The organism is Sphingobacterium siyangense, from assembly GCF_023277505.1.
Lineage (GTDB): Bacteria > Bacteroidota > Bacteroidia > Sphingobacteriales > Sphingobacteriaceae > Sphingobacterium > Sphingobacterium siyangense.
Genome location: NZ_CP080574.1, coordinates 4,728,386 through 4,751,772 on the forward strand (window position 1 = coordinate 4,728,386; position 23,387 = coordinate 4,751,772).

At 35.9% G+C, this 23,387-nt stretch carries 15 protein-coding genes; 6 read left to right on the plus strand and 9 right to left on the minus strand.

All coding sequences use genetic code 11. The features are described 5' to 3' along the window. The first annotated feature begins 159 nt into the window (after nt 1-159). The 3 genes from dinB to K2F45_RS19890 all read left to right on the plus strand — a co-directional run bounded on the left by dinB (nt 160) and on the right by K2F45_RS19890 (nt 4,972). Complete coding sequence (gene dinB / locus K2F45_RS19880; RefSeq protein WP_248932211.1) at nt 160-1,341, plus strand: DNA polymerase IV; 1,182 nt, start codon at nt 160-162, stop codon at nt 1,339-1,341. Next, nucleotides 1,322-4,258: a DNA polymerase III subunit alpha gene (locus K2F45_RS19885; RefSeq protein WP_248932212.1), complete on the plus strand. Its 2,937-nt coding sequence runs from the start codon at nt 1,322-1,324 to the stop codon at nt 4,256-4,258. Before dinB ends, K2F45_RS19885 begins: the two co-directional genes overlap by 20 nt. A 132-nt stretch (nt 4,259-4,390) precedes the next feature. Continuing rightward, complete coding sequence (locus K2F45_RS19890; RefSeq protein ID WP_248932213.1) at nt 4,391-4,972, plus strand: hypothetical protein; 582 nt, start codon at nt 4,391-4,393, stop codon at nt 4,970-4,972. 195 nt (nt 4,973-5,167) lie between these two features. Here K2F45_RS19890 and K2F45_RS19895 read toward each other — a convergent pair whose 3' ends face one another. Together K2F45_RS19895 and K2F45_RS19900 are read right to left on the minus strand one after the other, a co-directional pair. Beyond that, nucleotides 5,168-5,659, minus strand: coding sequence for a hypothetical protein (locus K2F45_RS19895; RefSeq protein ID WP_248932214.1), 492 nt, complete (start codon nt 5,657-5,659; stop codon nt 5,168-5,170). A 7-nt stretch (nt 5,660-5,666) separates the two neighbouring features. Next, the gene (locus K2F45_RS19900; protein WP_338055438.1) at nt 5,667-6,902 is read right to left on the minus strand and encodes a C10 family peptidase; all 1,236 of its coding nucleotides are present in this window, start codon (nt 6,900-6,902) and stop codon (nt 5,667-5,669) included. A gap of 358 nt (nt 6,903-7,260) precedes the next feature. On the opposite strand from K2F45_RS19900, the gene K2F45_RS19905 reads away from it, so the two are divergent. Next, entirely contained in the window at nt 7,261-7,716 is a 456-nt protein-coding gene (locus K2F45_RS19905) for a hypothetical protein (protein WP_248932215.1), read from the plus strand. Between the two features lie 107 nt (nt 7,717-7,823). Next, nucleotides 7,824-8,624 carry an SOS response-associated peptidase gene (locus K2F45_RS19910; RefSeq protein WP_248932216.1) on the plus strand — a complete coding sequence of 267 codons (801 nt, stop codon included), beginning with the start codon at nt 7,824-7,826 and terminating at the stop codon, nt 8,622-8,624. Between the two features lie 155 nt (nt 8,625-8,779). Here the strand turns inward: K2F45_RS19910 and K2F45_RS19915 are convergent, their stop codons facing one another. From K2F45_RS19915 to K2F45_RS19935, 5 genes are all read right to left on the minus strand, one after another. Continuing rightward, nucleotides 8,780-10,315, minus strand: coding sequence for a S41 family peptidase (locus K2F45_RS19915; protein WP_248932217.1), 1,536 nt, complete (start codon nt 10,313-10,315; stop codon nt 8,780-8,782). Nucleotides 10,316-10,330: 15 nt separating this feature from the next. Continuing rightward, on the minus strand, nt 10,331-12,058 hold the full coding sequence (locus K2F45_RS19920) for a thiol-activated cytolysin family protein (RefSeq protein WP_248932218.1): 1,728 nt from the start codon (nt 12,056-12,058) through the stop codon (nt 10,331-10,333). 126 nt (nt 12,059-12,184) lie between these two features. Further along, nucleotides 12,185-13,108 (minus strand): hypothetical protein, encoded by a 924-nt coding sequence (locus tag K2F45_RS19925; protein ID WP_248932219.1) that lies wholly within the window; start codon nt 13,106-13,108, stop codon nt 12,185-12,187. Between the two features lie 68 nt (nt 13,109-13,176). Further along, entirely contained in the window at nt 13,177-14,331 is a 1,155-nt protein-coding gene (locus K2F45_RS19930) for a thiol-activated cytolysin family protein (protein WP_248932220.1), read from the minus strand. Nucleotides 14,332-14,352: 21 nt separating this feature from the next. Further along, the gene (locus K2F45_RS19935; protein WP_248932221.1) at nt 14,353-15,540 is read right to left on the minus strand and encodes a thiol-activated cytolysin family protein; all 1,188 of its coding nucleotides are present in this window, start codon (nt 15,538-15,540) and stop codon (nt 14,353-14,355) included. A 500-nt stretch (nt 15,541-16,040) separates the two neighbouring features. On the opposite strand from K2F45_RS19935, the gene K2F45_RS19940 reads away from it, so the two are divergent. Next, complete coding sequence (locus tag K2F45_RS19940; RefSeq protein WP_248932222.1) at nt 16,041-19,742, plus strand: tetratricopeptide repeat protein; 3,702 nt, start codon at nt 16,041-16,043, stop codon at nt 19,740-19,742. Between the two features lie 98 nt (nt 19,743-19,840). Here the strand turns inward: K2F45_RS19940 and K2F45_RS19945 are convergent, their stop codons facing one another. Together K2F45_RS19945 and K2F45_RS19950 are read right to left on the minus strand one after the other, a co-directional pair. After that, nucleotides 19,841-19,981 carry a hypothetical protein gene (locus tag K2F45_RS19945; protein WP_248932223.1) on the minus strand — a complete coding sequence of 47 codons (141 nt, stop codon included), beginning with the start codon at nt 19,979-19,981 and terminating at the stop codon, nt 19,841-19,843. 61 nt (nt 19,982-20,042) lie between these two features. Beyond that, nucleotides 20,043-23,285 (minus strand): dsDNA nuclease domain-containing protein, encoded by a 3,243-nt coding sequence (locus K2F45_RS19950; protein ID WP_248932224.1) that lies wholly within the window; start codon nt 23,283-23,285, stop codon nt 20,043-20,045. Between the last annotated feature and the right edge of the window lie 102 nt (nt 23,286-23,387).

Below are 23,387 nucleotides of genomic sequence, written 5' to 3' on the forward strand. Positions count from 1 at the left end.
TCAACACTTAAAATAAATTTTATAGGACTAATAATCAATTAAATAGGACAATAAGACAATTTATTATTCTACAATTTACTAAAAATGTTAGTAATTTTGATTAGGCAATCTTCTTGAAATTTATTGAAAGTCAAGACCTTAAACATTGCCAAAAATTGTATGGAACGGAATATTGTGCATTGTGATCTTGATACATTCTTCGTATCGGTTGAACGGCTACAGAATAGCAAACTTTTAAAACAACCGGTTCTCATCGGAGGAACCGGAGATCGAGGAGTGGTAGCTTCATGCTCCTATGAAGCTCGAAAATATGGCGTACATAGTGCAATGCCCATGAAACTGGCATTAAGAATGTGTCCCGAAGCCATTGTAGTAAGAGGCGATTACGATCAATACAGCAAATATTCCAACATAGTCACAGAGATTATATCAGAAGAAACGCCAAGCTTTGAAAAGGCCAGCATTGATGAACATTATTTGGACATCTCCGGTATGGATAGATTTTTCGGTTGCTGGAAATGGACACAAAAGCTCAGAAACCGCATCATGAGAGAAACCGGGCTTCCGATAAGCTTTGGACTGTCTAACACCAAGACAGTCTCGAAGATTGCAACCGGTGAAGCAAAGCCCTGTGGAGCGCTACACGTAAATAGCGGAACCGAAAAAGACTTTTTGGCTCCCTTATCCATTCGCAAAATACCAATGGTGGGTCAAAAGTCCTACACATTATTGAGGAATATGGGTATCTCCAGAATTATCACCCTACAACGTATGGAAGTTTCTACCATGCAAAAAGTATTGGGTGAAAATGGGATAAGCATTTGGAAAAAAGCCAATGGTGTTGATGAGAGTCCTGTTTTACCCTACCGTGAACAGAAAAGTATGAGCAAAGAAACCACCTTTCAAAATGACACAATTGATATGGATATCTTGAAAAAGACGCTCATTGGCATAGTTGATATGCTTGCATTTGAACTGAGAAAGGATGAAAAACTTACAAGTAATGTAACTCTTAAAATAAGGTACAGTAATTTCGATACGCATACTCAACAGATAAAGATAGCTTATACCAATTCTGATCAAAAGCTAACGGAAGTTGTTTTATCACTTTTTAAGAAATTATATAGTAGAAGGATGCTTATCCGCCTTATCGGAGTCAAATTCTCAGGATTGATCTATGGCTCCTATCAAACCGATTTATTTAATGATTCCGTTGAAGATGTGAATCTCATGCAGGCGATGGACAAAATAAGGAAACGCTATGGGACGGAATTTTTGATGAAAGCCATCTGTGCCCCAATTCCAGAGAAAGGAGGTCGCTATGCTCCTAAATCTTCATAGTTACTATAGCTTACGGTATGGTACTTTAAGCCCGAAGGAACTTATTTCAGGGATGCTTGCCAATGGCTATGATACAGCTGTCTTAACGGATATAAACAATAGTTCCGGCTCATTAGAATTTATCAAAGAGGGACTAGCCGCCGGTCTCAACCTTTTAACCGGGATGGATTTTCGTGAGGGTAGTCAACAAAGGTTCATAACCATAGCAAAAAATAAAGAAGGCTTCAAAGAAATCAATGAGTTCCGTACAAAGCTCAATATGGAAAATCGTCAAGTTCAAGAGCGGAGTCCAGAATTTGACAATGTCTTTGTCATATACCCATTATCCTCAGTTGGCAAATTTGAGTTACGGGAATATGAGTATATTGGCATAAAACCGTCAGAGCGGACGAAAGTCATGTTAATGGAAAAGCGGACTGTCGAACGCTGCGTTATCTTGGCGCCAGTAAGTTTTAGAAAAGAAGATTATACCCTTCACCGACAGCTCCGTGCTATTGACAATAATCTGCTTATCTCCCAACTTGATAGTGAACAGATCGCTCCTGATGACGAATGTTTTATCTCCAAGGCAAAGCTAATGAGATTGTTCGCTGAGCTACCATTGATCTTGGCCAATACCAACAGGTTATTGGGCCAGTGTTCTTTTAATTTCAATTTTACAAGTGTAAAGAACAAAGCAACTTTTACAGGTAATCGCTACAATGACAAACAGCTCCTACTTAAATATTCAATGGACGGTTTTCAACGGAGATATTCAAAAAATGACAAGATTGCCATTGAACGTATTAAACGGGAACTGGAGATTATCGAAAATCAACGTTTCTCTTCTTACTTTTTGATAACCGATGATATTTGTAGATACGCACGTTCCAGACAATTTCATTATGTAGGTCGTGGATCTGGTGCGAATTCCTGCGTAGCATATTGTCTTGGAATAACAGACGTCGACCCTATTGCATTAAATTTGCCTTTTGAACGATTTCTGAACCCGAAACGAAAATCACCGCCAGATTTTGACATAGATTTCAGCTGGGCTGAACGAGACGAAATGTACGATTATATCTTCAATCGTTACCAAACAGGACATACTGCTCTCATGGGAGCTATGAGCACGTTTCGTTCCCGTAGTATCCTCCGGGAACTTGGAAAAGTATATGGTCTACCAAAAGCCGAAATAGATCGTCTGGTTAATGAACCTGAGCATCTTCTCAATAAAAATGAAGTGACAAATACGATATTGAGCGTTTATAACAAGATGGCGGACTTTCCTAACCAAAGGACTATCCATGCCAGTGGCGTATTGATTTCAGAAGAACCTTTAACCTGTTATTCGGCGATGGATAATCCGCCGAAGGGACTTGCGACCATGCAGTTTGATATGTACCTCGCAGAGGATATTAATTTTGAAAAATTTGATATTCTGTCCCAGCGTGGCATAGGACACATCAAAGACTGTAAATCCATTGTCCGTGAAAACTTAGGTAAGGTCATTGACACAGATAATCCCAAACGATTTTTTTCGGATCCCAGAATTGCGGATCAGCTTCGTTCGGGCGATACGATAGGATGCTTCTATATAGAGAGTCCCGCAATGAGGCAACTTATCACAAAACTTAAGTGCGATGATTATCTAACATTGGTAGCTGCATCAAGCATTATCCGACCAGGTGTTGCGTCCTCAGGTATGATGGCAGAATTTATCAAACGGCATCATAATCCAAGCACAGTTATCTATCCACATCCTGTATTTAAAGAGCAGCTTGAAGAGACGTATGGAGTAATGGTGTATCAGGAAGACGTAATGAAAATTGCAAACGCCTTCGGTGGACTGGACATGGCGGATGCTGATGTATTGCGCAGGATGATGTCAGGCAAGTATCGAAGTAAAGACCACCTGATCGAGATCGAAGACAAGTACTTTAATAATTGTAGAGAAAAAGGATACGATGAAAAAATCAGTCGGGAGATATGGCGGCAAATGGAAAGCTTCGCAGGATATTCATTCAACAAAGCACATTCCGCTTCTTTCGCTGTTGAATCTTACCAAAGCTTATTCCTGAAAACATATTTTCCGTTGGAATTCATGGTATCAGTTCTGAACAATTATGGTGGCTTTTACAATCGGAAAGTTTATGTGAATGAAGCGCGCGTTTCAGGAGCAAATATCTGCTTGCCATGTGTCAATAAATCTAATTATAACACGGCTATTTTTGGAAAAGATATATATCTCGGATTCGACTGCCTCCAAAACCTAGAAGGCAAGTTAGCCACAAAAATAGTCGAAGACCGTGAGCTAAATGGTGAATATCATAATTTGGAAAATTTTACTAAAAGAACTGGCGCCGGATTGGAGCAATTGGTAAACTTGATCCGTGTTGGTGCTTTACGATTTACCGGTGATAGCAAAAAGCAGCTCCTTTGGGAAGCGCATCTACAAATGAGTAAACATAAACCTGTGCCGGCAGGTAATTTATTATTCGAAACAGAATCCCGAAAACCGATTCTTCCACCATTGGAAGAAAATACATTGGAACATTATTATGACGAAATCGAATTACTCGGTTTTTGTGTAACCGGAACATTATTCGACCTTGTTAAAAGTGAATTTCGTGGGGATGTTCTTGCAACTGATCTTTGTCAATATGAAGGAAAAACGCTCCGTATGGTCGGGGATTTTGTATGTGAAAAGTTCGTCAAAACTAAACGTGGTGAGCTTATGAAATTTGGAACTTTTTTAGATTCTCATGGAAAGTTCTTTGACACTGTTCACTTTCCCAAAACGCTGAACCAATATCCCTTACGAGGAGCGGGGATTTATCTCATCGAAGGAAAAGTAGTAGTAGAATATGGTTGTCATTCAATTGAAGTGCTCCGATGTGCCAAAATGCCTTTGAAAGCTGATCCACGGAGTGAATAATTTAAACAATCTAGGATACATTATAATGCGAAGATAGATAGCGGTTTCATAAAATTAAGTAATTAAACAATTAATAACTGTAGCGTTTTTCTATTGCAAACCGTAATATTCATAATCAAATACACCATAATTATGAGGACGATAATATTATTTTTAGCAATCATTTCCATTGGACTATATTCCTGCGACAAAAACGGGAATCCCTTACCAAGTTCAAATAAACTGGAAATACAGAAAGATGGGATTACTTATGTAGATGCAAGACATATAATACTCACACCTGGGGCACCTAATAGTCCATTTCTAACTTACAATCCCCCACCAACTGAATCATATCAGCAGTATAAGGAAAACGTCACATTATCGGCATCTCCATATACAAAAGGTGAAAATCCCAAAGGATTTAACATTTCCATTTATTGTCCTGTAACCGGAGGAGTTGTTTTAAACAAGAAATATGAAATAAAGCCTAATGCTGGAAAAGAAAGAATCCAAATTGAAAGAGGAGACAGATATTTTGATGATTGGGACAATGCATTTATTCGATACTCTGAAAATGATAAATTTTATTATTATGGAACAGGTTACATCATGTTCACTCATTTTGATGATGGTGGAAGTCCAAGTAATACCAAAGGTTCGGGAACTATAGAATTCTCGATCCCAAATGAAAACGGCGGCAGAACATCTTTGAAAGGAACATTCAAGTTATAGAACCTCCAACCTGAGAGTTAATTTACTTTACATGAAAAAAAGTAAAAATCAATTTGCTCATAATAAGTCAATAATAAATGCTCTAAAAATAGCATTCTAGTGATAAGAAAATAAAAAAAACCACTATTGGATTTCCCCTAATAGTGGTTCATTATAAAACCTAATTATGAAAGATAATTTTTTTTTGAGGTTTTCCTATTCAGCCAACTTGGCAAGTCTGACAGAAATAGGATGACCAAGTTGGTTTTTTGAAATCTCCATTCCATTCACAAGTATTTGTGAATAACCTTTAGAAGCACCAGAACTCTCAACTTTTAATTTGATTGATATTTCTGCATATCCTTTGACTACTAATATACTTTCTGCATAACCATCACTTTGCGGAGTAAGATTTCCAAAAACTTTAAGTACTTTCTCTTTTAGGCTTTCTTCATCCACTATATCCATATGTTTAGGAAGGTCTAGATTCGAATTATTTTGAATTTCTCTTTTACCTTCTTTGTTTACATAATATAAATCCAGATCACCTATTCCAAAGGACGCTCCTTTTGACTCAAAGATATTATTTCCATCTTCGTCTGACAAAGCTAAACGCACTTCGCTATAAACATTTACACTGTTAATTCCTTCTTCCTTCTTACAAGAAAATAATGTGAGAAGTATTATCAATAATCCTAGTTTTTGCATATTGTAATTATTTTTTAATTGAATATACCATTCCTCTTTTATATTGGAAATTTAATCCATTTCCAGCATCCGCACTTGCAAATCCAAACCAGCCGTTATTAGATCCTCCCCATCCCCAATTCATGTGAAAATAAAGGAAAGATGCACCTCCTGTCCAAGTACCATCGGGGTTTTGCTCACCACAGCTTGTACCTCCTCGGACTCCATCTACAACCCAAACATGTCCACCATCATAAGTATGAAAAATAAATCCACTTTTATTGCTATAACCACTTAAGATAACAGGACGGTTAGCTTGAATTTCACTTTTTACAGTATTATAATTAAAATCAGCGGCAGTTGCAGTAACTGAGTATCCAAAGGTATTCTCCAAAGCGTAAGGAATATCATTCAGATTAGCGGCAGCCCCAGTTCCATTACAGTCCGGTTTAGAATTCACTGAATTTGCAACATCACGCATCAACTTAGAAATTTCATCTGCACCTGTAGAAACATCCCAATAGCCAGACACAGCATTAGGCATAATACTATAATTATATGTAGATGGATATTGGTGATATCTCATCACTTGGGCCATCGCCGTCGCTACACAACCGGTATATGCTTTAGCGTTACAATAATAAGGTGTACATGCTAGATCAGGCATTAAATTATTATAACCGCCACTCTGATTCCAAGTTGTTTGTAAAAGAGGGCCAATTTCAAAACCAGTTGGTTCACATCCTCCTGCAGGAGGGAAAAATCCAGCAACTTTATCAGTAGATGCTCTTTTCACATTAACTGTTGGAACATCTCCTCCTAAAAGCTTGACGTAATTTCCCTTTTTCAAGAGGTTTTCTCCATTCACATTTTCTCTTGTGCCTGATTTTAGCTCCTCTATCTGAAGTTTATTTTCATATAACCACGCTTCCGTTGCGGCTGGTATGGTGTCGGATGGAAAGTTTGTCTCATCGGAATATGCTAATACCGGATTAGCCCGACGATCTGCGGCCAAAATTATAAATCCCCCCTTCCCATAATTAAAAACACGCATTAAAGGAGTCCCATCTTCCGATAAAATTTCCTTTTTTAAAGTTGCATTGGTATTTCCAATATTTAATTTAGTTGATGCCTTTTTATTTGCGTCTCCTAAAATAAAATAATGTAGTGAGTCTGCGACCTTAATACTTTCACTTAATGGGATATAATACTCATCCTTGTTTAAAGCATCTGGTTCAATACCTTGATTTTTACATGAAACCAGTAAAAGGCTACTTAAAAATAAAAAGTTTCTTCATTTAGAATAATAAAAGTTAATATGGGCCAAAAGTATTTATATCAAAGAGTATCCAGAAAAAATCTCGACAAACTGTAGTTTGACCTAGATAAAATGTATTATATGCTAGATAACCGAGGGAATTAGATTAAATATACACGACAAACTGTGTTTCGACCAATTCAGCTTATGAATATTCCTAAACGGAATGTCAAACCAATAGTAAGCTTTAACTTATTTTGCACGTTAATAATTGACAGTGAATATTTCAAAGAAGTATATTGATAATAAACATTTAGATATAAATGAAAGTTGATAACTTTAATAAATGCTTTATAATCCGTTTATGCAATTGACCCAAAATTCCTTCCATGAGCTGGTCGAAACAGGTTATAATTATTTTATTTTCCAGCGTTTTGAATGGCCCGATTTGAAAGAAAAATCAGGTTTTCTTTTAACTCCATACGACGATCAGATGCCGGCCAAATTACATGCCCACCACCTTGATATAAAAGAGGGCAAGCTATTACAGCTTCCTGAAGATGCTGAAAAAATAGAAAAATTATTAAAAACTGGATCGGGTTATCGCATTTTTCTCAATCAAATCAAAGAAGGGAATTGGAGTACAAGAATGCTTAAAATGTATGATAAGAATATTATAAACTACCTCAGGACAAAAACAAAATTTCAGAGAAAAAATCCAATTGATATTACTTTCACTCTGGAATATGGGAGGGTGATAGCGGTCATAACAGATGGTCAAATTACCAAAAAAGTTGCCGCTTTGGAATTATTGAAATAGCAAAATATAAATTCCATCATTTTAAATCTTATCGAAACCGACACCTAATCCATTATTGTTTGTTTATATTAGGATAATATATAGAATTACACCAAAATATAGAAATTATGTGCTGGGACATTAGCTTACATACAGATATAGAAATTGTTAAATCTGCATTCCCAGGTTTGAGGGATGAGCGCCGACAACTGGATTATAATTATGATTATATGGAGAATGTACAAGCCATAACATTCCCAGACTATCCAATTATATATAAGGAAAAAGATTCTGAACAGCTTGCTATCAGAGAAATGCAATGGGGTGTTCTGCCTACTTATATAACTGACCCCAAGTTGCAAACGGATAGACGTCGAAATATGATTAACGCGCGAAGCGAAAGGATACTTGAAGATAAAAAATCATACTGGTATAGATTACGATCCCAAAGATGTCTGATTCCAGTTTCTGGAACATTTGAACATCGTGCAATAAATGGATGGAAAAAGAAAGTCCCCTATTATATCGGACAGGAAGGGCGGGAGATATTCTATATCCCTGGGCTATATCAGTTTCATGAATCCTATGACCAAGAAGGCGTGGTCGAAAAAGTAGGATCATTCGCCATGTTAACAAGGACTGCAAACGAACTAATGGCAAATATACATAATGATGGGCCTAACAAACATAGAATGCCTTTATTTCTTACACCTGATTTAGAGAAGAAATGGATATCCAATATAAATGAAGATGATATGGCCTCCATTTTTGCCTATGATATACCGAGTCTAGCTTTAGAGTCATACCCCGTTTATACTCTAAGAGGATATCCAAACCGTCCAGATGGCAAACATCGTTACGACCCATTTGAAGGTTGGGAAGGACTCCCTCCATTGGGTAATGACAATTTGCAACAATCATTATTTTAACAAGAAACTTGAATTCAACTCATTATATTGAAAAAAAACACTGCTAGAATCATCTAACAGTGGTTTTTATCTACATCAACCATCCTGTTATAATTAGGAAATACAAAAGGAATAAGTTGTCATAATTAATCTTTCGGAACGAAACTATGCTGGTACTATTTCAACTTAATTTTTAACTCGCTTTTATTTTTAATATTTCCAATTAACCGATCAGTATTAAAATAAAATGAAAATCTATTCTTCCTAATTTCACTACTAGCTTTTAGTGCAATTGTTTTCTTTTCTAATCCTAGAATCCAAGCAATAGCTGGGTCATCTTGTACCCCAAAGTCCGTATCTGTATCGTCATTTAGGGTGACATCAGCTTTGATACCTTTGAAATAGTTGCTTTCCCTATTGGCATTTTTGAGTTCGTACATCCCTAAATACAGATCAAACTGACCCACTGGAATTCCAAATGATCCAACTGGCTTACCGTAAGTATATACAGCAGAAAGGTTATCCTCTGATACGCCTATGACCTGAATATCCATATACGGTTTTAGAATATTGATCAGTAGCTCACTTGCAGATGCAGTTCTGTTGCTCACTATAAAGTAAACTTTTTTTAAATCCGTCAACCCGTCATCTTTATGAAAATATGTTGTATTGGCTTCTACGCTATAATCAATATCATAAAGGCTTATCTCTTTACCATTAATTATAACAGGCCGATTATATTCATCATACAATTTGTAGTTTTCTAATACTTTTGAATTCCCTTCCTGCATTTGCCTGTTATAATGTTCAGTATACATAATCTTTGCATCTGCATTATTTGGTGCAACCAGATTCGCAATAAAATCAGCTGTAATCTGATATCCCCCTTGGTTGTACCGAAGATCAATGATGAGTTCATTAATTTTTTCTTGTGTAAAAGAAAGAAAAATTGGAGTGAGATATTTTTGCGCATTTTGAATTGGGGTGAAACTATTTAATGCAAAATAGCCGATTTTCCTCTCTCCATTTCTCAATATATTTCGCTTTACCAACGGATTTATCTCATATGAAGCCGCATTCAAACGCACTTCCCGCTTTTTAATGCCATCCTCTATCACTTCTAACTTTATGAACGACATGGAAAGTGACTTTTTCCATTGCTCTAGAAACGAATCTTCTGTTAGCACATTTTCCCCATTTATGGATAAAATTTGTGTACCACGCCTAAGCCCGGCTTTGCCTGCAGGTGAATTGGGGTCAACATATAATAAACGGAGACTATTATTTCTAACTACAACAGAAAGACCGAACGTATTACTCACATTATAAACACTTTGAGATTCTTTTTCTTGGAATTCCCTAAATACAATACCGGAATACTTGGGTCTATTCAGATCTAATGGATTCTTTTCGTAGAGTTCGCCTGTTTCCCCGCTTTTCGCATATTGTGTAATTTCAAATATTTCATTCTCGTAACACCGAAACTCACTCAACCCATCATTATAAAACCGCGAGGGGTTGAAACGATCAACCGATGGAAGTTGATCGTTCCATAAATATACTCCCTGCGCAAGAAGAAAAACAGAGTCCAGATTTTCACTTATCCTCTGTTGTTCTTTAGACTTTTCAGGAATGTCTTCATTCTTTTTATCGCAAGATTGCATTAAAAAGATGACCGACAAAATAAAAATTCCAAGACTCGTTTGCTTCATTTTGATTTCAAAATTCTAATTAGGATATGCCTCACCCTTCCTCTGTGCCTTGTAATGGTCAATTATTCGTGGAAGAATATGATAATTTTCGCTTGCAACCATATCAAAATGACAATAATCTCTAGATATCGTCGCATCTGATCCATAACGAACATAATAGAATACCTTTTTATTCTCAATTAATTGATCAGATGTCGGGTACTTCCAAGTTACACTTTCTGTTCGTTTCCCGTCATTCCAAGAACCGACCCAATTAGAAGTACTTAATGAACCATAATCCCGTTCATATTTATAGTCAATAAAAATCGGAGCATCACTATACTTTCGATTCGCCGTTGGATCTTTATAAAAACTCATGTAGATATCTGAATAAGTAAATTTTGGATTTGAAGATGAATTAGCCTCCCAATTGCTATTCTTGTACTCAATACGGACGTAAGGCTTGTCAAAAGGCCCATAATTGATCTGAAAAGGTGCTTCGACCAAACCGTTTCCACTGTTCAGGTAAGCTAGTTGAAAAGCAATAGGGACACCTGGACTTGCCTTGGAATACGTTGTATTAGCGCTCAATACTTGAATAAAACCATTCAGGCCTGCAACAGCTACTGCAGGTGACGTATCTGTGCCGATCCCCGTATATTTAACTTTTATCGTTGCTGAATTTATAATATCTTTCTCTTCATTAGTTAACGAGGTACCGATGCCAATCAGATTTTTCAATATTCCGAGTTGTTTATATACAGCGTTATACAATTTAGTCGAACTATACGAAGATTCGATTACCATAATACCCATGCGACCGTAGGTCACGCTTTTTACATAGACTGGAGTTACCCCACCAGTTATAGCCTGCATATCCAGACCTGTAGGATCAAATAATTGAGTATTATTTTGAGGAACGTCCATATCAATTGTAAAATTGTGCTGGAAAAATTTAATCTTAATTGCCGATGTAGAGGCAATAAGGTGGTTCTCTCCTTGCTGTGTTGTATTGGTGTTGATCAAAAATGCATCTAAGCCTTTATTAAATCCATAAATCGTTTTTAATTCCTCATATACACGGAAAGTGTCCAACTCCACTATTAAGGAAGCAGCACCGACCTCTCCGGGATTTGTATTCTCCAAATCCGTCAGTGCGGCATTGTATAATGCAGCTTGAGAAGTCGGACGGGGAAGACTGGTTCGAGCAACCGCGGAACCAGAGACAGGCATGGAAGTAGATATGGTAATCGGACGAATATTATTGGAAATACCTGTCAACATTTGAGGCGAAAAAATACCTTCAATGCTCTGGCCCTTTAATATTGCGCCAGGATAAATATTGAGTCCCATTGATTGATCTGTAATAGTGAACATCTGGGATTTATATTTCTGATAGAAATATAGTTTATTTGGATCAGGCGTTGGAGCATTACTGCCATTAACAATGATCCCGGGGCCATCTTTATAACCACCTGAACCTGCTTTTGGCTTAAAGGGATTATCTTCATCAGGAGGAGTAGTCACGTCAGCTCTTTTCCCTCCTGAAGATCTTTTGGCGGAAGAATTATTGTCTGGATTAGATTTTGAATCAACAGTAAAACCTTGGATCTTCGGTATTCGTAGTTTATCAAGAGCTTGTTTACCGTTGCCACTGTCAAAGTCGGACTCCAATTTAGAACAACTGGCTACTAAGAATAGCATCAATAACAAAGGGACACCCTTAATGATCCTTTGCAAAAAATAATTTGTTCTACTTTTCATATTTTTAAGATTTTATAGGCATAGGTCTCCCTGGCATACAGGAAACATGATGCTTATTGGTTTAAAAAAGTGTTATTGATTAATTTAGATCTTTATTACCAACCTAGAATTCTATTTATTAGGAGATTAACTACCAAGTGGCATTCCATTACTTATTGCCCATTTTCGGCTTCTCTTCTCTTTTAACTGCCCCTTTTCATCATAGATATTATAACTAGCACTTACCACATTATTCTGAATATTGTAATCGGTAATTTTCACAGAATAATCTGCCGGAATATTATTTGTCTCCTTTAGGTTATCTCGCCAGATCACAACCTGCTTTCCTGCCCATTTGTCCTCTACACTGGTGACTATTTGCATCCGACCCACGTAGCCGTCATTTAAGAACAGCATATATTCATAGTTGTTAATAGGAATATTCCATAAATTACCAGAAGGATAGTAAGCATCAGAAGCATCAATATCCTTGGTATAACGAATGGAAAAATCTCGCTCATAACAGACCAACTGCGTACCGCGCTGTCCCAACCCCATATATCCCCCGCCTCTATTGAGGTCTTTATCCGTGCCCTCCCGGACCAACAACGAATTACCATACCACTGAACCAAAGAATAAGGAAAAGTTACATAAGCCCAATCCAGAGGCTCTTCTACCTTATACTTTTTGGTATAAAACTTTTTGCTGTCAAGATCAATATTCGCCAAAAGCTGGATGTATTTGTTCCTAGTCTCTAGATCATCAAGCACTATCTCCAATGATAAGGTGGCTTGATCTCTGTTAATAAACCTGTTTGGAGCAACCAAATCAACAATCAAATTACGCATGTCCTTAGGTATTTCAGTAGAATCAATTGTCGGGCAAGCTTCTGAAAAAATGGTCTTCCCATCCTTATTATCGACCCTAATCTCTAATGTATTGTCCAACGTATTTACCACATAGTATTGGTTCCCCGTACTATCTGTTTTAGCTTCGGTTCTCCATTTTTCATTTTTCTTCTCAGGAACATCTGGAGTATCTTTCTTACATGAGAATAAGAAGCATGCCATTAGTAAACATACACTTAAAATCCCTAAACTCTTTTGTCTAAATGTTGTATTCATCATCATAAATATATTTAATGGTCAATTCTAAACGTCGTTTTAAATGGCGAGTTATCTTTTAGATATTTTGCAGTATAATGAATCGGCACTCCTGGATCACTCGCAGTAAATGTACCTACGTTTTGTGCGATAAAATCAGATACGCCATCAGGACTTGGATTTATCAGTAGTTGTATCACATTATTTCCGATAGTACTTCCCAAAAGATAAATCGTTATACGACAACTTGCAAAAAGATTTGTTTCTTCCTGAGTATAGGATTCCGTAGTTTTTTTAAGAATCTTCTTCACCATCTTCTGAAAAGCACTTCTCATTTCGGAACTATTGTTGTTAGATTCAAGTACCAATAATCCAAACCTACCATAAGTTACGGAATTAATATATACCGGAGAAATACCATCAAAAGCGTTGGCGGGAATAGAAGCCATATCAATCAACTCATTAGCAGTAGGATCAGACATCGAATAGGTAAAATTCTCTACTGTATAACTGGCCATGAATTTAGTGGAATAGTAGGTTCCGCTTGAATAAGAATCGAAATTTGTATTGGTCGAAGAAAACAGCTTATGTTGATTTACATTGTAACCAAAAGCATATTTCACTTCCTCATATTTTGAAAATGCAGAAAAATAGTCTGAGTAATTTAGTATTGTATTCCCTGAAAAATCGGGTGCCAAAAGTGCATTTCGTAAAAATATCCGGCTATTTGAAAGACTTGGAATGGAGATGGTACCAATTGATAAACTGGAAGGAAATGATAATTGGACACTGATCGGTGCAGTTTGATAACCGGAAAAGGTTTCAAATTGATCCGATGCTATTGACGCCGCCTTTAAAAGTGAGCCGGGATAAATGTAACTTAGATTTCCCGGTGTTACGACCATCTCATCAGATTCATAAAATGAGCTTGTTCCCGACCCATTTGTCCATACACTATCCCGAAGATGTATCATTCCGGCAGTTTTCTTGCGGTCAAATACTGTTTTGATGTCTTTATTTTTATTCCTCAGATCAACAATATCCAAGGGCGCAATACGAAGTTTGCTAAAATATTCCGAGAGCAGTTTCCCATCGCCTTTTTCAGCAGACGATGGGTTTTGAATTTCTTCTTTTTTACATCCTATAAATGAAAGGAGGAAAAAAATGGCTATGATTATTTTGACTCTCATACCAAATAAAATTTAAATGACCTAATTGGCAATATTAATCTTGAACTGATTCCTAAAGGTGGCAAAATCATCGAGATAATTTAAAGAGTAATAAAGAATATCCCCTGGACTATCTTTTGTAAAGCCACCATTTGCCGCCAAAACCTCTGCAAAACCTGTTAGACCGGTTGTTATTGCCTTAACGATACTCTTTCCATCAGCACCGATAATATACACTTTCATCCGCGAATTATTTATTATAGTTTTCTGCGCATTAGTTAGTCGCAAGTTCAATGCTGCCGAAAATGATGGACCTAGACTGTCAGTCGACGAGACGTTTAACATTTCTGCGGATAATGTTAGCGCGACATTAAGTGTTTTTTTGACCGCGTTGTAAGAGGAATCTGACTCCATGATAAAAATCCCCTTTCTTCCGTAAGTTACTGAACTGACAATTACAGGTCTGATACCATTGAAAATAGAAGGATCAAAATTGCTCTTGAGAAAAGGCTCATAAATTGGAGGTTCGATAGCGATGGAAAAGTTCTCTTGCGTAAATTCAGCCCTTACGATTGTTGTAGCAGTTGAATTTTCAAGAGTATCCAGATAATTAACAGTTAAAATTTTAGCAAGATTCAAATTTGCGCCAAAAGACTTTTTTAGTTCCTCGGTCTTTCTAAATTGACTCTGCTCATAAGTAAACGATTGGATCTGGTTTCCTGCTGCCGAACTCAATGCAGCACGTAGATAACTAAGATCTTGTATTTTCGAAGGTATTACAGTCCTATAGATACTGTCAGTAGGGAAATTGGCGTACATGGTAATTGGGTTTCTATAAGTTATTGGTACGAAAACCGGATTCACATTGTCTACATCAATTGCCGTCTCCCCCTTTAGAATAGCACCCAGATATAATTTTCTTCTCGTTTCTTCAAGAACAGCTGGAATATCGGTAGTTTCATAGAATGAAGTTTTTCCTGCATTATTGGGCCAAATACTGTCCCTTAGAAATGTAAGGGAATTTTGTTTGCCTTTTTTTGAGAAGCCTTGTATTCCGGCCGTATCAAAACTTGAAAGATTTATCTCAGTAGGTTTAAATGTGTAAGTTTTCAGACCTTTCAGTCCAGAGTTGGGCTCAATGGTTCCTCCCGGAACGAGATCTTTGGAACAGGAAGTGATTAAAACCACAAATGTTGCTATTAAAGCAATACAATTTAGTTTCTTTTTCATAATCGGTAATATATAAAGTTTAAAATTGGACAATTCATACCCAAACTTTCCCCTTCTTCTTTTATAATATCAACGAATATATCTCCCTAATGATATCCAGTTGGAATAAAAAGCAGTAATTTAAAATACTTTCATTTCGAATTATAAAAGGTCTTCTTTCCCTAATTATTGATAATTCTAAACCTTATATAATTAATTACCAAATTAACTCGACGAACGAAGTTTCGACCAATACAAACACGCCAATTGACACGATGAAAAAATTAAAGCCTAATGTTTTTTTCTCTTTGTTAGTAGATTCTAAGCCAAAAAATGAATAGTTAGTGAAATTGATTTTCGGCAAACTCGAGCCTCTATAGTATTGAAGAAAGATATCTTTAATACTACCCTTGACCTCTCTCCAAAAAACTGGAGCATTTAAAAGTAGAGAATACGGACTTGTTTAAAAACACTTCTTTTTAATCGTTTTTGAGTATTTTTATCATTTCTATAAATAAGATATGATAATGACTGTTTTTGGTGTATTGGGAATCCCATTCGTTACGGACCTATTAAAGGGAGCTGTCACTTTGGGATATCAAAAACTAAAGGATATAAACGAATTTCATAAATTTTTGGCAAGTTATGACATCGAAAAACCTAAAGATGAGGACAAATCTCTCTATATACACACTTTAATGCTCTTTGAAAGCAGAATCAATCAGAGTGATTTTTCCCATATTTTAATAAAAGAGGGTTCTTTTTCTATTTTTAAAAATAGCTATATCCACAGTAAAGATAAAAATACCTTTATTCGGCACGTCAATAACGAGTTGATGAAGAGCCAAGATGGTACAACTGACGGATCTTGGAACGAACTCTTAGTACAAAAAATACTGGATGACTTCTTTGTTACTTATGATATTATGGTTAGGCAGGTAGCGACTCCCGTTCAGAGTGAAATGCTTAACTCCATAGCTGATTTGAAAGAACAGTCTCATCAGCAAGCTACAGTGATTTTAGAAAGGATACAGGCTCTTAATGATGACAGCCCAATAGTAAAAGAGCAAATTAAATATGCTAATGCATTCATTGAAAATAAGCAGTTTACTTTAGCTCTTGATTCGCTCCTTATATTGGAAAATAATTTTCACTCTATCAGATCTAAGGATCACAAATCAACGGTCTTGACCAATATTGGGCATTCTTATTTTGAACTTGGTAAACAAGACGAGGCTCATAATTATTTCAAGAAAGCATATGAGATTAACAATGAAAATTATGCTGCTTTATGTAATTACTCCCAAGTTCTCCTTCATCAAAATGATTATATCAAAGCAAATCAACTAATTGAGAAAGCAATTCAGTTGTTTGGTGAGAAAAATCCAGAAATTTGGGAAGTATACATCATTATTAAGAAACAATCGGTTCCCATAGAGGAAATCTTAAAAAAAGTGCCAAAGGAATTTACGGATGAACCCAAAGTTAAAAGAGCCATCTCTCTTGCTTATAGAGATCAAAATCATTTCGAGGATTACTATCGCACCGTTAAAGAGGTTTTTGAAGTTGCTTCTGACACAGAGATTATTAAAATCACCTATATCGAGAGTGTCATTCATAGGTATCAATCGGATTACAGAATATTTAATATCCGAAGTATTAATAAAGAGCTAACAGAGGAAATAGAATGTCATCTAAAATTGATACTCGAATTGTTAGAATCTGAAAAAGAAGCAACTAAAAGTAAGCTTTTTTTACAACAAGCAAGAATTATTCTGCTCTACCTTCTTCGTAAAGAACAGGATGCTATAAATATTCTTGAAGAATTAGAATCTGAGTACTCTCTTGAACACCAAAAGTTGTATCGGCTTAAAGCAATGATACATTTTATTTTAAAGGATTTTGATAGTGCACTTGCCACTCTTGACAAGTATTTCTTAATATTCAATGAGATTGAAGACAATCTCATGCTTATTGAAATCAGTTCGCAAGCTAATAGAGTTGCCGTATTAGAGGGTTATTACGAAAAGCTAATATCAAGGGAAGGGAACGTCTTTTTAAACCAAGCCGCTAACTTTATTGTTGATCGATATATTAAAAACGAAGATGTTGAGAAATTGACCTATTGGCAATCCAAAATCAAGGAATATAAAGGGTTGGACTTTAGACTTATTGAGGCAAGAATTTTACTGCATTTGCAGTCTCCTGATCTTCCGGCTTTACTTTCAGAATGCCACGAACAAATCAATGATGAAACCAGATTTAGTTTGATTTATCAATTGTCAGAATTATACGAAGAAACCAACTATTTTGAAAAGGGGATAGAGCTATTGGAAAAAAGAGTACTCACCTTTGATTATGATGCCATAACCGATAATTTGATAAGATTAATTGAAAAGAGCGGTGATTCATTTAAATTGATAGAATTATTGGGTAGAATAAGAGACAGTCGAGGGATACATCCCAAGTACACTATAATGGAATGTAACGCGTATTCTTCAAATTATCAATATGATAAGGCTATTTCTATCGCTGAGCAATATTTAGCTGTTTATTCTGAACGGATTGATATTAAGATTTTTATCATTTCATTATATTTCAAAACACAGAACTTTGAGCAACTTGATCGATATCTAAATTCTAAATTAGATTATGAGGGATTAAATTTTGACGACTTCAACAATTATTTAGCAATTTTAGCGTACCGAGGTCGGATGACAGACTGTATTGATATCTTATATGAATATCATAGAAAGTATAACAATCCCCAATCAAACGATTTATATTTAACATTCTGTCTAAAATTTGATGTATTTTCTCATCTTCCTACCCCTACTTTAATTTCAGAGGGTACATATGTAGTACTTTATGACGGTATTCGTGAAAGAATGAATCTATTATTTGAAAACCGTAGTGTTTCAGATTTAATTCAGTCTAAAAGCGAGGTGTCAATTGAGGATGAATTATACAAACTTTTGGCAGGTAAACAAGTAGGGTCTGAGATAGTATTGCCAAATAGTTTTTTGGAAAAAAAGTGGACTGTAGAGTCTATAAGTAATAAGTATCTCCAGCAGTTCAAACAATGTCAAACTGATGCAAGTGGCATTTTCAAAAGAGAAGGAGCCGTAAAGACATTTCACATAGATGATCTTGTCAATTTTATCAAAGCTGCGGGTTTGGAACAGAAAAGTCAAGAGAGCCCATTTGATATAGCACTCTCTTACTATACCAGGGCAGAAGTAGGGATAGGACTTCTTTCGGAGGCATTGAATGAGAATCCTATCAAAATTCGGGACATAATAAGACAAAAGGGATATAAACTGATAGCCTCTCATGGATTTTTTAAAGAGTTTGTTTTGTCAAAAGAAATTGATTTTAAGAGTGATATAGTTCTTGATATATGCGGAGTTCTTACGTTGTTTGATTTGAATTTACTGGAAATCGTAAGTTCAAAATTCGAAAAATTGACAATAACACATAGTACTTATGACTTGATTTATGATTACCTACAACAAAACATATACAACATAAAAGATGGTGAAACTTTAGACAGTTCACCGCTATTAGAGGTTATAAATAAGTTCTTTACGATAGAAAGTCCTAATACTTTAAAACTTAATAATAATGAAAAAGAAAGATTGTATAAGGAGTTTGGAAGATCATTTTATGACTCTGCCTTGTTAGCTCAAGAAAAAGATGCCTTATTGTTGTCTGATGATCTTGTTTTTAGAAAACAAACAACAAGATTGATGAATAATGTGGAGTTAGTTTGGATAATACCTTTGCTAAAACACTTAAAAGAAGATAAAGCTATTGAAGATGAAATCTATCATGACTGTTTAATTAAACTCATCGAACATAAATATAGTTTTATATCCATCAATGAACATACTTTGTTCCATTGTTTAAAATGTGACGGATATATAGTTACGGACAGGTTTATATCCTTGACTAAAATGTTGTCTGGTACAGTTTCTACTACTGAAAGCGCAACACATACAATGTTTAAATTTTTTCACTTATTAATTGTATTAGGCAATTTAGGGGTTGAAGAACTTGTAAATATCTCTATGGTTGTATTGTCTTCGTTATCAACAGAAAGAAATTTGGATGAAGTTGTAGATTGCTATGAGGCAATTATGGAAAAATACAATCATATCCCACACTTATATAAATTTTTAGAACTAATGCTGTTTAAATTTCGTCGATTGTATAATTTTTGACCAATTCCAAGAATACCTTAATAATTTAAGAATAAAAACAATGTTAGAAAGAAAAAATGGAAGAAGCCTATTCCTCAGTTCGAATTATATGGTAAAACTTAAATTCTCTTCTTCAGCGTATCCCTTGCATGCAGACAGAATTTATTGGTATATTCCTTAAAATAATACTTTTGTTTTTCCTGGTCATAATCCAAAAAATATTCCTGAAGATCCATAATATGGCCAATTTTTTTCTTCATAGGTTTTTAGTTTTAGAGACTTACAACTTTTGAGCATGTTGTATTAAAGTAGAAAATAATACTACAAAGGACTTTCTTCTGGCAAATCATCTTGACCAAAGTTAAATCGATCGTTCAAAAATTGCCTTAAAGAATTGAAATTTGGAAACCGACTTTTATTTTCCAATTCCCATCGGCGTAAAATAAGTACAAGCACATTATTTAGTTGAAATTCAAAATGTTTGTCCATGAAAAAGTCCAAAGGAAATTCAACATACGTTTGCTGTTCATCAACCTTACCAAGTTCCCAAAAGACTTCCTGAAATCGTTTTTCAAACTCCTTTTCACTGCTAAAATCCCTCTGTCTTACATATCCTTGAGTTTTATAGTTTAAGATATGGTTATACATCGCTAAGACAATTTGCCAATCTAACCAGCCTTTTTCTCTAAGCTGCTGTATAAATTGGTTATATCTAGGATCTTTCTTGATATTTTCAAGGGTTAGATAAATTTGCTTTTCCACGTTCTTGTAACGACCCTTAATAAGCTCTAACGACTTTTCAATTGAATATTTACTGCTTATATTTCCCTCCCAGGCCAGTGCAGGCGATTCAACTATCTCAGGATATATCTTTTCTCCTAAAAATTGAGCCCGGTCGGGATCTTCAAAACCTTCCTGGACAAACAAGTTTCTGTATAGTCGTTGATAGAGATAGCCTGGTAATGTCTTGCCAGCCAGGTCTTCTTCTTCAAAAAATCTGGTAAACTCAGCTTCAAAATCTGCTTCTGGAAGAAGGGATAATTCGTCAAGAATAAATTTTAGATAAATGGTTAAATATGAGGCTTGTAATCTGATATTTTCTGGCGTAGGATCAAGTACGGGCCTGCTAAAGATTTTCCACGAATAGCTGTCATTTGACGGGAGCTGTTCCGGCATTTTATGCCTGTCAGAAGGTTCAACTATTATAGTGACTTCACCTTTTAAAAAATGTATATCATTTTTGGCAACAGCAAATTGGAGTAAGATGATTTGTAGTGCCGCTGCTATTTCTTCGCCCAAACTTGTTTCAATCCATTTATTATCAAATGTCACTTTCCAAGTGGTACCCAATGCTTTCCATTGGATGATACGCTTTTCCCCGGCATCGTTTACAACAGCGTCACAACATTTAACATTTATGAAGTCTTTGGGATTTTCTCCGACCATTTCATCGGCCTTTTCTTTTAAATGCTTAAGTTCCTCCTCATACAAATTTCCCATTTGTGCAATGGTCGATTCCACTACTTGTAGACCGTCAGTTAGGATTTTTGGTAACACCGACAAGATGGACGAAATAATAACAAAAGATTTCATCAATAACTCGTCCTTAGTTACGTCAATAACAGGATCTTTGAAATCAACTCTGGATCTGATATACAATCTAAAAACTTCTATGCAATTGAACCAGTTTCCCTGATCAAAGTCATAATGTAAGATCAGGCCAAAGCCGTCCGATATTCTTTTTTGTAATTCCGTTTGTTGGGTTGACTGCCAAACAGCACTTAATGCATAATATTTTGCAGCATAATTATTATCAGTTGCCGAATACAATTGGGAAATGGCCAATAAAGCCAATATATAACCCTCCATTGTCCCGTCATTTTTATAAAGTTCTTTAGCTCGATGGAAATAATTTAAAGATCTTAGAATTGACTTAGGTTCTTTAGATTGCAAATACTTGAAACCACGCTCAGAATAGAGTTTAGCGGTTGAGAAGTTTCCATTAAGTTTGTTCACCAGGGGCATCAATTCATCAGAAAAGTCCTCCAACCGCTCAATTAAGCTTATATCTGCATGATGGTGGATCATCAACTTTATATAAGCATCAATACGATTGCCCAACCTTACAACATCATACATATTCGCCTTGTCGGCTTGCGCAGCTATTGATTTGAAATGATCAAAAAGTTGATTTATTGTATTCTCATCTGCTTTCATTGCCCGCTGCATAAGCAGTCCGACTGCAAGCTCATGAAAGTAACAGGACTGGTTTGCATCCTGGTTTGCCTTCAATCCTTGCGAAACCATTTCTTCAAGCTTACCTTCCCATGTTTCGACTTCTGATAGTTCTATATCTACCTTTTTGAATGCAATTGCCGCCTTTACTACCCCCAAAAGATTTACTGCACCTTCGATTTGTTCATGTTCCTGATAGTCACCGATAGAATCATAATAAGTTCTTATCATTTCTTCGTATCCAATCAAATTGCCATCCGGGGCGTTAAACCGTCTGACAGGAAAATTAAGCCATAATAATTCGTATACCGCTTTCCGTCGGAAAATCTGCGGAGTAGCAGCCAGATCAATATATTGTTGTAACAGTGCGGTCCACATGGGTGCATGATGCGCCAGATATTTGGTCAACCTGCAATAATTTGCAGCATGAAGTATCTGATAAAATTCTGATGCCAGAAAATAGTCGATCTTGTCGACTTCATGCCATGCTTTATAATTTTGCTCATACCATTTATCATCTTTGTCACCTACAGACAATAGAACAGAATCAAGAAGCCTTGCGTCGAGCAATCTTTTACCTGGGTCTGCATCCGTAGACCTTTCAGATACTTGGTAATAGAGGCTTGCAAAAACACTTTCTTTATCAGCCTTAGCCGATGCAAATCCAGTAGCTTCAATAAGCTTTAGACAGTTATCGATTACCGATTGCACAGCGGCATCTGCATCCACACTTGCAAAATCCCACTTTATAGACTTAACAAAATCTTCCCAAACCCCATCAGGCAGTTCCCCAACAATAATCTTCGCATCTTCGATTTCCTTGGCCAAAACCTCATCTTTTACTTTTTCACCAAACGGTTTGACATATTCGGAAACCATACTTTTAACCTTTGCAGCACATCTTTTGAGCAGATCCTCAGACATTGCATCTTGATTATCTTTCCATTCTTTCAAAAGTTCCGCATCATTATTTCCATATTTTCCAGCTACTGAAACATTAGTTTCGAATACAAACTGGATCTCATCAAACTTATATTCGCCTTTAACAAAAAGCATAAAAAAATGACTTATGGCCTTTTTTACCTCAACACTGTCAAATGAAAAATTTTTTGAGGAGTACAATTTGAGCTGTACAAACTTTGACGTCCAGCTATCTAGGTTTCTCAAAAAAATGTCCTCTTCGTAATCACAATAAATTATCTCATTTTTCCGCTCGGTATAACTCTGTAACCATGTTTCAAGCGTACGTAGCTTTTGATATTCATACCCCTTAACAGTCTCCGCAGCATCAGTATCCTTGCTGAAAATAGATAATTTAGACAAACTCATATATAATGATCCTAAAGTAATGCTATAAGATATACAAGTTTTGTGTAAATCGAAAGGATATGTTTTGTAAATTTCAATAATTCTCTGTTGAAATTATATCAG

Coding starts and splice junctions, on each gene's coding strand:
- dinB (WP_248932211.1), top strand. CDS start 160: ATGGAACGGAATATTGTGCATTGTGATCTTGATACATTCTTCGTATCG.
- K2F45_RS19885 (WP_248932212.1), top strand. CDS start 1,322: ATGCTCCTAAATCTTCATAGTTACTATAGCTTACGGTATGGTACTTTA.
- K2F45_RS19890 (WP_248932213.1), top strand. CDS start 4,391: ATGAGGACGATAATATTATTTTTAGCAATCATTTCCATTGGACTATAT.
- K2F45_RS19895 (WP_248932214.1), bottom strand. CDS start 5,659: ATGCAAAAACTAGGATTATTGATAATACTTCTCACATTATTTTCTTGT.
- K2F45_RS19905 (WP_248932215.1), top strand. CDS start 7,261: ATGCAATTGACCCAAAATTCCTTCCATGAGCTGGTCGAAACAGGTTAT.
- K2F45_RS19910 (WP_248932216.1), top strand. CDS start 7,824: ATGTGCTGGGACATTAGCTTACATACAGATATAGAAATTGTTAAATCT.
- K2F45_RS19915 (WP_248932217.1), bottom strand. CDS start 10,315: ATGAAGCAAACGAGTCTTGGAATTTTTATTTTGTCGGTCATCTTTTTA.
- K2F45_RS19920 (WP_248932218.1), bottom strand. CDS start 12,058: ATGAAAAGTAGAACAAATTATTTTTTGCAAAGGATCATTAAGGGTGTC.
- K2F45_RS19925 (WP_248932219.1), bottom strand. CDS start 13,108: ATGGCATGCTTCTTATTCTCATGTAAGAAAGATACTCCAGATGTTCCT.
- K2F45_RS19930 (WP_248932220.1), bottom strand. CDS start 14,331: ATGAGAGTCAAAATAATCATAGCCATTTTTTTCCTCCTTTCATTTATA.
- K2F45_RS19935 (WP_248932221.1), bottom strand. CDS start 15,540: ATGAAAAAGAAACTAAATTGTATTGCTTTAATAGCAACATTTGTGGTT.
- K2F45_RS19940 (WP_248932222.1), top strand. CDS start 16,041: ATGATAATGACTGTTTTTGGTGTATTGGGAATCCCATTCGTTACGGAC.
- K2F45_RS19945 (WP_248932223.1), bottom strand. CDS start 19,981: ATGAAGAAAAAAATTGGCCATATTATGGATCTTCAGGAATATTTTTTG.
- K2F45_RS19950 (WP_248932224.1), bottom strand. CDS start 23,285: ATGAGTTTGTCTAAATTATCTATTTTCAGCAAGGATACTGATGCTGCG.